The sequence below is a fragment of the Pseudomonas sp. R11-23-07 genome, from assembly GCF_003852295.1.
In the GTDB taxonomy this organism is placed as follows: Bacteria; Pseudomonadota; Gammaproteobacteria; order Pseudomonadales; family Pseudomonadaceae; genus Aquipseudomonas.
This window is the reverse complement of the sequence record NZ_CP027761.1, coordinates 3,418,217-3,431,661: the sequence shown is the minus strand read 5'-3', so window position 1 is coordinate 3,431,661 and position 13,445 is coordinate 3,418,217. Positions and strand designations below refer to the sequence as shown.

Annotated in this window: 11 protein-coding genes and 4 tRNA genes; 12 read left to right on the top strand and 3 right to left on the bottom strand. The window is 57.7% G+C overall.

Annotated elements, in window-relative coordinates; genetic code table 11:
- Positions 1 to 152 precede the first annotated feature (152 nt).
- Positions 153 to 563, top strand: a complete 411-nt coding sequence (locus tag C4J84_RS15655) for a hypothetical protein (RefSeq protein ID WP_124371145.1) — start codon at positions 153 to 155, stop codon at positions 561 to 563.
- Here the strand turns inward: C4J84_RS15655 and C4J84_RS26290 are convergent.
- The gene (locus tag C4J84_RS26290; RefSeq protein WP_164485263.1) at positions 560 to 721 is read right to left on the bottom strand and encodes a hypothetical protein; all 162 of its coding nucleotides are present in this window, start codon (positions 719 to 721) and stop codon (positions 560 to 562) included. The genes C4J84_RS15655 and C4J84_RS26290 overlap by 4 nt on opposite strands.
- Positions 722 to 934: 213 nt before the next feature.
- On the opposite strand from C4J84_RS26290, the gene C4J84_RS15650 reads away from it, so the two are divergent.
- The gene (locus tag C4J84_RS15650; RefSeq protein ID WP_124371144.1) at positions 935 to 1,597 is read left to right on the top strand and encodes a peptidase C39 family protein; all 663 of its coding nucleotides are present in this window, start codon (positions 935 to 937) and stop codon (positions 1,595 to 1,597) included.
- A gap of 114 nt (positions 1,598 to 1,711) precedes the next feature.
- Here C4J84_RS15650 and pbpG read toward each other — a convergent pair whose 3' ends face one another.
- Both pbpG and folD read right to left on the bottom strand, forming a co-directional pair.
- Positions 1,712 to 2,635, bottom strand: coding sequence for a D-alanyl-D-alanine endopeptidase (gene pbpG, locus C4J84_RS15645; RefSeq protein WP_124363392.1), 924 nt, complete (start codon positions 2,633 to 2,635; stop codon positions 1,712 to 1,714).
- Positions 2,636 to 2,841: 206 nt separating this feature from the next.
- Positions 2,842 to 3,696, bottom strand: coding sequence for a bifunctional methylenetetrahydrofolate dehydrogenase/methenyltetrahydrofolate cyclohydrolase FolD (gene folD, locus C4J84_RS15640; RefSeq protein WP_124371143.1), 855 nt, complete (start codon positions 3,694 to 3,696; stop codon positions 2,842 to 2,844).
- A gap of 274 nt (positions 3,697 to 3,970) precedes the next feature.
- Here folD and C4J84_RS15635 point away from each other — a divergent pair.
- The 10 genes from C4J84_RS15635 to C4J84_RS15590 all read left to right on the top strand — a co-directional run bounded on the left by C4J84_RS15635 (position 3,971) and on the right by C4J84_RS15590 (position 13,397).
- Positions 3,971 to 4,047 (top strand) — tRNA-Arg (locus C4J84_RS15635).
- A gap of 32 nt (positions 4,048 to 4,079) precedes the next feature.
- Positions 4,080 to 4,155 (top strand) — tRNA-His (locus tag C4J84_RS15630).
- A 55-nt stretch (positions 4,156 to 4,210) separates the two neighbouring features.
- A tRNA-Leu gene (locus tag C4J84_RS15625) sits at positions 4,211 to 4,295 on the top strand.
- Positions 4,296 to 4,372: 77 nt separating this feature from the next.
- A tRNA-His gene (locus C4J84_RS15620) sits at positions 4,373 to 4,448 on the top strand.
- Between the two features lie 400 nt (positions 4,449 to 4,848).
- Positions 4,849 to 6,159 (top strand): trigger factor, encoded by a 1,311-nt coding sequence (tig, locus tag C4J84_RS15615; protein ID WP_124363387.1) that lies wholly within the window; start codon positions 4,849 to 4,851, stop codon positions 6,157 to 6,159.
- Positions 6,160 to 6,250: 91 nt separating this feature from the next.
- The gene (gene clpP / locus C4J84_RS15610) at positions 6,251 to 6,886 is read left to right on the top strand and encodes an ATP-dependent Clp endopeptidase proteolytic subunit ClpP (RefSeq protein WP_003174822.1); all 636 of its coding nucleotides are present in this window, start codon (positions 6,251 to 6,253) and stop codon (positions 6,884 to 6,886) included.
- Positions 6,887 to 6,998: 112 nt separating this feature from the next.
- On the top strand, positions 6,999 to 8,282 hold the full coding sequence (gene clpX / locus C4J84_RS15605; protein WP_010209414.1) for an ATP-dependent Clp protease ATP-binding subunit ClpX: 1,284 nt from the start codon (positions 6,999 to 7,001) through the stop codon (positions 8,280 to 8,282).
- A gap of 190 nt (positions 8,283 to 8,472) precedes the next feature.
- Positions 8,473 to 10,869 (top strand): endopeptidase La, encoded by a 2,397-nt coding sequence (gene lon / locus C4J84_RS15600; RefSeq protein WP_124367501.1) that lies wholly within the window; start codon positions 8,473 to 8,475, stop codon positions 10,867 to 10,869.
- Between the two features lie 149 nt (positions 10,870 to 11,018).
- The gene (locus C4J84_RS15595; protein ID WP_003174819.1) at positions 11,019 to 11,291 is read left to right on the top strand and encodes an HU family DNA-binding protein; all 273 of its coding nucleotides are present in this window, start codon (positions 11,019 to 11,021) and stop codon (positions 11,289 to 11,291) included.
- A gap of 231 nt (positions 11,292 to 11,522) precedes the next feature.
- Positions 11,523 to 13,397: a SurA N-terminal domain-containing protein gene (locus C4J84_RS15590; protein WP_124371142.1), complete on the top strand. Its 1,875-nt coding sequence runs from the start codon at positions 11,523 to 11,525 to the stop codon at positions 13,395 to 13,397.
- Positions 13,398 to 13,445: the final 48 nt, after the last annotated feature.

The window sequence follows — 13,445 nt, the reverse complement described above, 5'->3', positions numbered from 1 at the left end:
ACCTAACACGCACCTTTCAGCCAGGTGAAGGAAGATTTAGGTAACGGCTGAAGATCCTTTCATGTGTATTCATTTGTTCTACAAACGGCAGCTCTTCAAGCTTGTCAGCCATCGGATACGCCTTTTTTACTGATGTGCTTTGGAGCCCTGCCATGTCACCGAAAACCCTGTTGTTGATTCCCGCCCTGGCTGCCGCCTTGGTGTTGTCGGCGTGTGCCGGCCCGATACCCCAGGCCGACCCGAGCGAAGCCTGGATCGGCTTGAAAGAAGAAGCACCGAACGACCTGTTGGCCGAGCGCGTCGACGGTCAGCGCGTGGATGACGGGCGCTACTTTGAAGTGAGCCCTGGGGACCATCGCCTGGACGTGACGTTGTTTGAAGAAGAGCCCGGCGACGATAATCAGCAGGACTGCCAGGGCCGGGTTGAGTACAGGCATTTCAAGGCGGGTGAGCATTACACCTTGGAAGAGTCGAGCCTCGGGACCACGGTGCGCGCAGCGCTCAAGGATGGGCACGGCAAGGAGGTTGCCGCCACGCAGGATTTTACCTGCATGCCCGGCTAGGCGTGATGCGCCGTCGCCTTGCTCGGCTTGGCGGGCGCAGTGGGTTTGACGTGGGGGTGATGATGGCGGCGGGTCACGCGCATGACCCCCCACAACATGGCGGCGGCCACCGCCAGCCAACCGCAGATCAGCATGAAAATCGTCGTTGCAAGGCTCATTCAGGCCTCCCTTCGCCCCATCCGGGGTCTATACACAGTCTTTCCAATGGACAGTCTAGCTACCCCGGGGTTGCCTGCTATTGACCAATGGTCGTGTCTGTCCAACTCGTTTGCTCTATCGCCGGCGTTTTACCTACGCTGAAGGCTATACCCCCGCCCAAGAGCGTCCTATGATCGGGGCCCTCACCGGCAGTTGATCAAGAGAGTAAAAAATTGCGCTTACGGTCGAACCTTAAAGCATCCATCCTGCTGGCCTGCGCCCTGGGGCTGGTAGCCTGTTCCAGCCACCCTTCGAAACTCCCCGGCTTGCCGGAGCGGGTTGAACTCAACGGCGTACCGACCTTTCGCAGCGAGGCTTATCAGAGCGGTCCTACGGCTCTGGCCAGCATGCTGTCGCAACAAGGCATTGTCATGACACCGGGGCTACTTGATAAGCCGCTGCACTTGCCAGGCGCCGAGGCCGACCTTGAGCGCAACATGCAAAAGCTGGCGCGCGAGTACGGGCTGATGGTGTATCCACTGGATGCCAAGTTGACCGCGGTGCTGGCGCAGGTGGCGGCGGGTTACCCGGTGATGGCGCGGATCAACTCAAGCTTCTGGTCTGACCCGCGCTATGTCGTGGTGGTGGGATTCAACCAGCAGAAGAGCACGGTGCTGTTGCGTTCCGGCAGGGAGCGGCGATTGATGATGGGATTCAGCGACTTTGAGTCGGCGTGGAAGAGCGCAGGGAATTGGGCGATTCTTACCCAGCGTCCGAGCCAGTTGCCGGCGAATGTGGACGCGCAGCGTTGGCGCGAGGCGGCGAACGCTACGGCCCAGGCCGGGCAGGAAGGGGCGGCGGCCCAGGCTATCAAGGTCCTGGCAGAACGAAAATAATAAATGTGGGAGGGGGCTTGCCCCCGATGCGCTGGATCAGTAGATATTCATGTATCTGACCCACCGCTATCGGGGGCAAGCCCCCTCCCACATTTGATCGGTGCTGTCAGTTGACTAGCGACGCACTTCTGTCACACCTGCACGGTTCTTCAGGTTCTTGTCAGCCTTGTAGCGCAACGCCACATCCGGCACCGCGCCGCCCTTGCCGGTTTCGACCCAGCTGCGAATACGACTGGCATCGGCGAAGTGGGTGAATTTGCCGAAAGCATCCAGGATCACCAGCGACACCGGGCGGTTACCCATGCTGGTCACCAGCACCAGGCAATGCCCGGCCTGGTTGGTAAAACCGGTCTTGGTCAGCTTGATGTCCCAGTTGGCCCGGTTGATCAGGTGGTCGGTGTTGGAGAAACCCAGGGTGTAGTTGGGCTTGCGGAACGCCACGGTTTTTTCCTTGGTGGTACTCAGCTGGCTCAACATCGGAAACTTGCGTGCATAGGCCAGCAGCTTGCTCAGGTCGCGGGCGGTCGACACGTTATGGATCGACAGGCCCGTAGGTTCCACGTAATGGGTACTGGTCATGCCCAGCGCCTTGGCCTTGGCGTTCATCGCGGCAATGAATGCCGCGTAACCGCCCGGGTAATGGTGGGCCAGGCTCGCGGCGGCGCGGTTTTCCGAGGACATCAGCGCGATCAGCAGCATTTCCTTGCGCGGCATTTGGCTACCGATCTTCACCCGGGAGAACACGCCCTTCATCTCTGGTGTGTCGGTGATGTTGATGTCGATGTATTCATCCATGTCCTGCTTGGCTTCCAGCACGATCAGGCCGGTCATCAGCTTGCTGACGGAAGCGATGGGGACCACCACGTCGGGGTTGCTGGAATAGATGACCTTGTTGGTCTGCAGATCCACGAGCATGGCGCTGCCGGAGGCGATTTGCAGTTTGGAGGCGTCACGCGGGGCCAAGGTGGTTTCGGCGGCGTTTGCGAAGGTGCCCGTCAGTGCAAAAAATAGGCTGACAATGGAAAGACGAATTTTCACGCGGATGAACTCGCTAAAAAGTAAGAAGTACCGTTTGGGAACGGGTTTGATGACAAATGGCGTTACATTTTAGGAGTATGGATCAGAAACTGTCGAATGTTCTTCCAGAACCGGACGAAAGTACTTAAAAACTATGAATAAACAGGTTTTTTTCGGGCAATAAAAAGCCCCGCGATAAGGCAGGGCTTTTTCAGTACGCCTGGTTATCAGCTGTGCAGGGTTTCTGCTGCATACAGCGTGTTTTCCAACAGGCACGCCCGGGTCATCGGGCCTACCCCGCCGGGAACCGGGGTGATCCAGCCGGCGCGGGGCAGGGCGGTCTCGTACACCACGTCGCCCACCAGCTTGCCGTCATCTTGGCGGTTGATGCCGACGTCGATCACGATTGCGCCTTCCTTGATCCACTCACCCTTCACCAGGCCCGGCTTGCCCGCGGCGACCACCACCAGATCAGCGCGGCCCACATGGCCGGCGAGGTCCTTGGTGAAGCGGTGGGTAACGGTCACGGTGCAGCCGGCCAGCAACAATTCCATGGCCATCGGGCGGCCGACGATATTCGAGGCGCCAACCACAACCGCGTCGAGCCCATACAGATCGACCCCGGTGCTTTCCAGCAGAGTCATGATGCCTTTGGGCGTGCAGGGGCGCAGCAGTGGGATGCGCTGGGCCAGGCGGCCGACGTTATAAGGGTGGAAGCCATCGACGTCTTTGTCCGGGCGGATGCGTTCCAGCAGTTTGGAGGCGTCCAGATGCTCGGGCAGCGGCAACTGGAGCAGGATGCCGTCCATGTTCGGGTCATCGTTGAGGCTGTCAATCAGGTCGGTCAGGGCCTGTTGAGTGGTCTCCGAAGGCAAGTCATAGGCTTTGGAGATAAAGCCGACCTCTTCACAGTCTTTACGCTTGTGCGAGACATAAACCTGAGAGGCAGGATCGCTGCCGACCAGGATCACCGCGAGGCCAGGCGTGCGCAGGCCTTGCTGGCGACGCTCGGTGACGCGTTTGGCGATCTGCTGGCGCAGGCTGGCGGCGATTGATTTGCCGTCGATAAGTTGTGCAGTCATTACGCGTGATTAACCATCGAGAGGGGGAAGAAAAGTGCGCGCATTCTCGCACGCCAGGGCGCGAGGGCAAAGGCGCTTGGTCTGCAAATTGCCCTAACCCCTTAAATAAAATCAGTTTTTTTTAAAAAAGATTTGACGGGTTTCGGGACCCTCTATACTATTCGTCGCACTTGTCGGGCACAGCCTAGCACTGGTTAGAAGGTCGAGCAGAATTGTTGTGCTGCAAGGCTGGAAACACTTAGTTTGTAATCCTCCAAGAGTACAGATTAATCAGGCGCCCGTAGCTCAGCTGGATAGAGCATCCGCCTTCTAAGCGGATGGTCGCAGGTTCGAGTCCTGCCGGGTGCGCCATTAGGCAGCTTTGGCACAAGTAGCGTTAGATGGTGGGCGTAGCTCAGTTGGTAGAGCACGGGATTGTGACTCCCGTTGTCGAGGGTTCGATCCCCTTCGTCCACCCCATATTTGAAAGGCGCCAGATTAATCGTCTGGCGCCTTTGCTTTAAGAGCTTTAAGCGCGGATGTGGTGGAATTGGTAGACACACTGGATTTAGGTTCCAGCGCCGCGAGGCGTAAGAGTTCGAGTCTCTTCATCCGCACCAAATAAAACGTTGCTAGGCCGTCAGGCAGGGCAGGGTTTAACAAAGAAGTGGTTTGGTTTCTTTGTTAACGCAATATGGTGGGCGTAGCTCAGTTGGTAGAGCACGGGATTGTGACTCCCGTTGTCGAGGGTTCGATCCCCTTCGTCCACCCCATATTCGAAAGGCGCCAGATTTAACAGTCTGGCGCCTTTTTTGGTTTTGGCGGTTTGATTATCTCGGCGGTCGCAGGTACTGGGCCGCATCGGCAGCGCGTTTCGTCGTATTTGTGTGTCTCGATGATGCCGCGTTGCCTGTCCGCTCCGCTCGCGGCGTGGGCCGTCAGGGAGATGAATGGCAGCTTCTTCTATATATAGAAGGGCGGCGCAGAGCCCTGGCGCAATTGGCTGTATTTGTCACCGGGGCGGGGTACTTCAGTGCCTTCGTACCGATAAATTGCCGGCGGTTTCCGGGTGTATTTTCAGTAGGGTGACTTCTTGAGTTTGACCCACTAGAATGCATGCCCTTGATTGGGGTCGGAAATGGCCGGCTAATGTCTGTGCAACGAGGAATATCCATGCAAGTTTCTGTTGAAAATACTACTGCTCTCGAGCGCCGCCTGAGCATCACCGTGCCGGCAGAGCGTATCGAGACTGCGGTCAACAAGCGTCTGCAGCAGACTGCCCAGAAGGCCAAGATCGCTGGTTTCCGTCCAGGCAAAGTGCCGATGAGCGAAATCAAGCGTCGTTTTGGTGCCGATGCGCGCCAGGAAGCTGTAGGTGACGTGATCCAGGCTTCCTTCTACGAAGCCGTTGTCGAGCAAAAGCTGAACCCGGCTGGCTCGCCTTCGATCGAGCCCAAGTCCCTGGAAGCCGGCAAGGACCTGGAATACGTAGCCGTATTCGAAGTGTTCCCGGAATTCGAAGTAGCGGGCTTCGACGGTATCGCTATCGAGCGCCTGAGCGCCGAAGTGGCTGATTCGGACCTGGACAACATGCTCGAAATCCTGCGCAAGCAGAACACCCGTTTCGAAGTGGTCGAGCGTGCCGCCCAGAACGAAGACCAACTGAACATCGATTTCGTTGGCAAGGTCGACGGCGAAGTATTCGCCGGTGGCTCCGCCAAGGGCACTCAGCTGGTGCTGGGTTCCAACCGCATGATCCCTGGCTTCGAAGACGGCCTGGTTGGCGCCAAGGCCGGCGAAGAACGCGTTCTGAACCTGGAATTCCCTGCTGACTACCAGAACCTGGACCTGGCCGGCAAAGCCGCCGAGTTCACCGTGACCGTCAACAGCGTTTCCGAGCCTAAGCTGCCAGAGCTGAACGAAGAGTTCTTCGCGCAATTCGGCATCAAGGAAACCGGTATCGAAGGCTTCCGCACCGAAGTTCGCAAGAACATGGAGCGTGAGCTGCGTCAGGCGATCAAGTCCAAGGTCAAGAACCAGGTCATGGACGGTCTGCTGGCCGCCAACCCGATCGAAGTGCCTAAGGCTCTGCTGTCCAACGAAGTGGATCGCCTGCGCGTACAAGCGGTTCAGCAGTTTGGTGGCAACATCAAGCCTGACCAACTGCCGGCCGAGCTGTTCGAAGAGCAAGCCAAGCGCCGCGTCGTGCTGGGCCTGATCGTGGCTGAAGTGGTCAAGCAGTTCGACCTCAAGCCAGACGAAGACCGTGTTCGCGAAATGATCCAGGAAATGGCGTCGGCCTACCAGGAACCTGAGCAGGTCGTGTCCTGGTACTACAAGAACGACCAGCAGCTGAACGAAGTACGTTCGGTTGTGCTGGAAGAACAAGTTGTGGATACTGTTCTGCAGAAGGCTAAGGTGACCGATAAAGCGGTCTCTTACGAAGAAGCAGTCAAACCGGCGGAAGCAGCACAAGCCGACTGATTGTCCAACTCGTTGGAAATTCAACCATAAGCCAGCCTCGCGCTGGCTTATGCGTTTTCAAGACATGACTATTTGGGAGTAACTGCAGAGCATGTTCCGTAATTCCTATATTCAGCAGAACTCTGATATCCAGGCCGCTGGCGGCCTGGTCCCGATGGTTGTCGAGCAGTCCGCTCGTGGTGAACGCGCCTACGACATCTACTCGCGCCTGCTCAAGGAGCGAGTGATCTTTCTGGTTGGCCCGGTAGAGGACTACATGGCCAACCTGATCTGTGCGCAACTGCTGTTCCTTGAAGCGGAAAACCCGGACAAGGACATCCATCTCTACATCAACTCGCCGGGCGGTTCGGTGACTGCGGGCATGTCGATCTACGACACCATGCAGTTCATCAAGCCGAACGTGTCGACTACCTGCATTGGCCAGGCCTGCAGCATGGGTGCATTCCTGCTGACCGCCGGCGCCGAGGGCAAGCGTTACTGCCTGCCGAACTCACGCGTGATGATTCACCAGCCACTGGGTGGTTTCCAGGGCCAGGCATCGGACATCGAAATCCATGCCAAGGAAATCCTCTTCATTCGTGAGCGCCTCAACACGCTGATGGCCAAGCACAGCGGGCACACACTTGAAGAAATCGAGCGTGATACCAACCGTGACAACTTCATGAGCGCTGAAGCCGCCCGTGAGTACGGGTTGATCGACGCAGTGATCGAAAAGCGCCCCGCTTAATATAAGCCGCTCAAAATAGGGCTGGTCGGCATGTCCGACCACTGGCGGGCTTGAAAAAGCCCGCATAAGCCTTCATCTTGTGTTGCAAGCCTATCGGATTTGGATCGAACGAATGACTGACACCCGCAACGGCGAGGACAACGGCAAGCTGCTCTATTGCTCCTTCTGTGGCAAAAGCCAGCATGAAGTACGCAAATTGATTGCCGGCCCCTCGGTGTTTATCTGCGACGAATGCGTCGACCTGTGCAATGACATCATCCGCGAGGAGGTGCAGGAAGCCCAGGCCGAGAGCAGTGCGCACAAACTCCCATCGCCTAAAGAAATCAGCGGCATCCTTGACCAGTACGTAATTGGTCAGGAGCGTGCAAAGAAGGTTCTGGCCGTAGCGGTGTACAACCACTACAAGCGCTTGAACCAGCGTGACAAGAAAGGCGACGAAGTCGAACTCGGCAAGAGTAACATCCTGCTGATCGGCCCTACAGGCTCGGGTAAAACCCTGCTTGCGGAAACCCTCGCTCGCCTGCTGAACGTTCCGTTCACCATCGCCGACGCCACCACCCTCACCGAGGCTGGCTACGTGGGTGAAGATGTCGAGAACATCATTCAGAAACTGCTGCAGAAGTGCGACTACGACGTAGAGAAGGCCCAGATGGGCATTGTCTACATCGACGAAATCGACAAGATCTCGCGCAAGTCGGACAACCCGTCCATTACTCGGGATGTTTCCGGTGAAGGCGTGCAGCAAGCACTGTTGAAGCTGATCGAAGGCACGGTCGCTTCGGTACCGCCCCAGGGCGGCCGTAAGCACCCGCAGCAGGAATTCCTGCAGGTCGATACGCGTAACATCCTGTTTATCTGTGGCGGTGCGTTCTCCGGGCTGGAAAAGGTTATTCAGCAGCGTTCCACCCGTGGCGGCATCGGTTTCAGCGCGGAAGTGCGTAGCAAGGAAGAAGGCAAGAAGGTAGGTGAGTCCCTGCGTGAAGTCGAACCTGACGATCTGGTCAAGTTCGGCCTGATCCCGGAATTCGTCGGTCGTCTGCCGGTCCTGGCGACGTTGGACGAGCTGGATGAGGCGGCTTTGATTCAGATCCTCACCGAGCCGAAAAACGCCCTGACCAAGCAATACGCCAAGCTGTTCGAGATGGAAGGTGTGGACCTCGAGTTCCGTACCGACGCGCTCAAATCAGTGGCCAAGCGGGCATTGGAGCGCAAGACCGGTGCACGTGGTCTGCGTTCGATCCTCGAAGGCGTGTTGCTCGACACCATGTACGAAATCCCCTCGCAGTCCGAGGTGAGCAAGGTGGTGATCGACGAAAGCGTTATCGAAGGCAAGTCCAAGCCACTGTATATCTACGAAAACAGTGAGCCGGCTGCCAAGGCTGCACCTGACGCGTAAGCGTCTTTGCAGTGGCGGTACAAGCAAGGGGCCTTTCGGGGCCCCTTGTTTTTTTCGGGTGTTTTTGCGGGGTGGTAGATTAAATCGCGTTTATTCATGCGTTTAAGTGCTGGCATTGCGCTTGTTTTTTTTGCATGCAACCCCCATCTTGGTTTCAAGCTTATTTTTCAACTGTCATAGAGGCGAAATCATGAAGACAACCATCGAATTGCCTCTCCTGCCGTTGCGTGATGTCGTCGTCTATCCGCACATGGTTATCCCGCTGTTCGTGGGGCGCGAGAAGTCTATCGAAGCCCTCGAGGCCGCGATGACGGGCGACAAGCAGATCCTGCTGTTGGCCCAGAAGAATCCTGCTGATGATGATCCAGGCGAAGACGCCCTGTATCGGGTCGGCACCGTTGCGACTGTCCTGCAATTGCTCAAGCTGCCTGACGGTACCGTCAAGGTACTCGTGGAAGGCGAGCAGCGCGGCGCGGTAGAGCGTTTCATGGAGGTGGATGGTCACCTGCGCGCCGAAGTGGCGCTGATCGACGAAGTCGAAGCCCCTGAACGTGAATCCGAAGTGTTTGTGCGCAGCCTGCTTTCGCAGTTCGAGCAGTATGTGCAGTTGGGCAAGAAAGTCCCGGCTGAAGTCCTCTCGTCGCTCAACAGCATCGATGAGCCAAGTCGCCTGGTCGACACCATGGCTGCGCACATGGCGCTGAAGATCGAGCAGAAGCAGGATATTCTCGAAATCATCGATCTGTCGGCCCGTGTCGAGCATGTGCTGGCGCTGCTGGATGGCGAAATCGACCTGCTGCAGGTTGAGAAGCGCATCCGCGGCCGCGTGAAGAAACAAATGGAGCGCAGCCAGCGCGAGTACTACCTGAATGAGCAGATGAAGGCCATTCAGAAAGAACTCGGCGACGGCGAGGAAGGCCACAACGAAATCGAAGAGCTGAAAAAGCGTATCGATGCCGCCGGCCTGCCGAAAGACGCGCTGACCAAGGCCACGGCCGAGCTGAACAAGCTCAAGCAAATGTCGCCGATGTCGGCCGAAGCCACTGTGGTTCGTTCCTACATCGATTGGCTGGTGCAGGTGCCGTGGAAGGCTCAGACCAAGGTACGCCTGGACCTGACCCGCGCCGAAGAAATCCTCGATGCCGACCACTACGGCCTTGAAGAGGTCAAGGAACGTATCCTTGAATACCTCGCCGTGCAAAAGCGCGTGAAGAAAATTCGCGGCCCGGTGTTGTGCCTGGTCGGTCCGCCTGGGGTGGGTAAAACCTCGTTGGCCGAGTCGATTGCCAGTGCGACCAACCGCAAGTTCGTGCGCATGGCCCTCGGCGGCGTGCGTGACGAAGCGGAAATTCGTGGCCATCGCCGGACTTACATCGGTTCGATGCCAGGAAGATTGATTCAAAAGATGACAAAAGTGGGTGTGCGCAACCCGCTGTTCCTGCTCGATGAAATCGACAAGATGGGCAGCGACATGCGTGGCGATCCGGCGTCGGCGTTGCTTGAGGTGCTCGATCCTGAGCAGAACCACAACTTCAACGACCATTACCTGGAAGTCGACTACGACCTGTCTGACGTAATGTTCCTGTGCACCTCCAACTCCATGAACATTCCGCCAGCCTTGCTGGACCGGATGGAGGTGATTCGTCTGCCGGGTTACACCGAAGACGAGAAGATCAACATCGCCGTCAAATACCTCGCGCCCAAGCAGACTGCGGCCAACGGCCTGAAGAAAGGCGAGATCGAGTTTGACGTCGAAGCGATCCGTGACATCGTGCGCTATTACACCCGCGAGGCCGGTGTACGGGGCCTTGAGCGTCAGATCGCGAAAATCTGCCGCAAGGCGGTCAAGGAACATTCCTTGGAAAAACGCTTCTCGGTGAAGGTAACGGCCGACGCGCTGGAGCATTTCCTGGGTGTGCGTAAATTCCGCTACGGCCTGGCCGAGCAGCAGGACCAGGTAGGGCAGGTGACTGGCCTGGCATGGACCCAGGTGGGCGGCGAGTTGCTGACCATCGAAGCTGCCGTGATCCCGGGCAAGGGCCAGTTGATCAAGACCGGCTCTCTCGGCGATGTGATGGTCGAATCGATCACCGCCGCGCAGACCGTGGTGCGCAGTCGCGCCAGGAGCCTGGGTATTCCCCTGGACTTCCACGAGAAGCACGACACCCATATCCACATGCCGGAAGGCGCGACGCCGAAGGACGGCCCGAGCGCCGGTGTAGGCATGTGCACGGCGCTGGTGTCGGCATTGACCGGTATTCCGGTGCGCGCCGATGTGGCGATGACCGGGGAAATTACCCTGCGCGGCCAGGTATTGGCCATCGGTGGGCTGAAAGAGAAATTACTCGCTGCACACCGGGGTGGAATCAAGACCGTGATCATTCCTGAAGAGAATGTTCGCGACTTGAAGGAAATTCCTGACAATATCAAGCAGGATCTTCAGATTAAACCGGTTAAATGGATTGACGAAGTCCTGCAAATTGCGCTGCAATACGCGCCGGAGCCCTTGCCGGATGTGGCTCCGGAGATTGTCGCGAAGGACGAAAAGCGCGAGTCGGATTCCAAGGAAAGAATTAGCACGCATTAAGGTGTTGAAGCCTGGGGGGCTTCCTTGACAGCTTTTTAGAGCCCTTGTTATAAAGCGGCTCTTAAGTGTCTGTAGGCCATTCAGCACTGGTTTTTGCTTTTTACCAAAAAACTTAGAATCATACTCATAGATATATAAGGGGACTTAGAGTGAACAAGTCGGAACTGATTGATGCTATCGCTGCATCCGCTGATATCCCGAAAGCTGCTGCCGGCCGTGCGCTGGACGCAGTAATCGAATCCGTCACTGGCGCTCTGAAGGCCGGCGACTCCGTGGTACTGGTAGGCTTCGGTACTTTCTCTGTGACTGACCGCCCAGCTCGCACTGGCCGTAACCCACAGACCGGCAAAGCACTGCAAATCGCTGCTGCCAAGAAACCAGGTTTCAAAGCCGGTAAAGCCCTGAAAGAAGCCGTTAACTAAGCTTCGATCAAGCCTTTGCTTACCCGGGTCGGACGCAGGTCTGGCCTGGCAGCGGAGCGGTAGCTGACCCACGTATCCATTGGGTCGCCACGCCGGGGGTCAGAGTTAAAACCCCCGTCCGCTCCGCCAGTTACGAGAAGGCGCATCCTCGGATGCGCCTTTCTTCTATCCGGATTCTACCCACGCTCCACGGTTGCCTATTTTTGATGTTCAACCGTTTCTGGGGGACGCATGCTGCAAAATATCAGGGACAATTCACAAGGCTGGATTGCCAAGACCATTATCGGGATCATCGTCGCATTGATGGCGTTCACCGGTATCGAGGCTATTTTCCAGGCTTCGGGTAATAACAAGCAGGACGTGGCCAAGGTCAACGGTGAGGAAATCACCCAGACCGAATTGAGCCAGGCCGTCGATATGCAACGGCGCCAGCTGATGCAACAACTGGGCAAGGATTTCGATGCTTCCCTGTTGGACGAAAAACTGCTGCGCGACGCGGCCCTCAAGGGCCTGATCGATCGCAAGCTGCTGCTGCAAGGCGCTGCTGATGCCAAGTTCGGTTTCTCGGAAGCGGCCTTGGACCAGGTGATCCTGCAGACGCCGGAGTTCCAGGTGGACGGCAAGTTCAACGCCGAACGCTTTGACCAGGTGGTCCGTCAATTGGGCTATAGCCGCCTGCAATTCCGTCAGATGCTGACTCAGGAAATGCTGATCGGCCAGGTTCGCGCAGGCATCGCTGGCAGTGGTTTCGTGACCGATGCCGAGGTGCTGGCATTTGCCCGTCTGGAAAAACAGACGCGCGATTTCGCCACCGTCAACGTTAAAGCCGACCCGGCAGCGGTGAAACTCACCGATGACGAAGTCAAGGCGTACTACGACCAGCATGCCAAGGAGTTCATGACCCCGGACCAGGTGGTCATCGACTACCTGGAGCTGAAGAAGTCGTCGTTCTTCGACCAGGTCACCGTCAAGGACGATGAACTGCAGGCTGCCTACGAGAAAGAAACCGCCAACCTCGCTGAACAGCGTCGTGCTGCGCACATTCTGATCGAGGTCAACGACAAGGTCACCGAGGCGCAAGCCAAGGCCAAGATCGAAGACATCCAGGCGCGCCTGGCCAAGGGCGAGCAGTTTGAAGCCCTGGCCAAGGAGTTTTCCCAGGATCCGGGTTCGGCCAGCAATGGCGGCGATCTCGGGTTTGCCGGTCCTGGCGTCTACGATCCAGACTTCGAGACGGCGCTGTACGGCCTCAAGCAGGACCAGGTGTCGGTGCCGGTGCGTACGTCCTTCGGTTGGCACTTGATCAAGCTGCTGGGCGTTGAAGCACCCGAGGTGCCATCGTTTGCCAGCCTGAAAGACAAGCTGACCCGCGAGCTCAAGACCCAGCAGGTTGAACAGCGGTTTGTCGAAGCGACCAAGCAATTGGAAGATGCGGCGTTCGAAGCGTCCGACCTGGCCCAGCCGGCGTCCGATCTTAAGCTGACCGTACACACTTCCGCGCCGTTCGGCCGTGAAGGTGGCGAAGGCGTCGCGGCCAACCGTGCCGTGGTCACCGCAGCGTTCAGCCCGGAAGTGCTGGATGAGGGTGCCAACAGCAGCGCCATTGAGCTCGACCCGGAAACCATCATCGTGCTGCGCGCCAAAGAGCACCTCAAGCCTGCCCAGCTGCCGCTGGAAAAGGTTGCCACGGCGATTCGCGCACAGATGACCAAGGAGCGTGCGAGCGCTGCCGCCAAAGCCCATGCCGACGAGCTGATCGCCGGCCTGCGTGATGGCAAGATCGCCCTGAGCCAGCCGATTGATGGCCAAGCCTGGAAGGTGACTGAAGCCGCTACCCGTGGCCAGGAAGCTGTCGACCCTGCCGTGCTGCAAGCGCTGTTCCGCATGCCCAAGCCTGCGGGCAAGGACAAGCCGAGCTTCACCACTGTCAGCCTGCGCGATGGCAGCCAAGTGATCGTGCGTTTGAACGGTGTCAATGAAGCTGCTGCGCCTACGGACGAAGAAAAGGCGCAATACCGCCGCGCCCTCGCTTCGCGTATTGGCCAGCAGGATTTTGCGGCCTACCGCAAGCAGCTGGAAACCCAGGCAGACATCAAGAAGTTCTGATGCCGGCTTGAATGAAAAGACCCCGTCCTGAAAAGGCCGGGGTCTTTT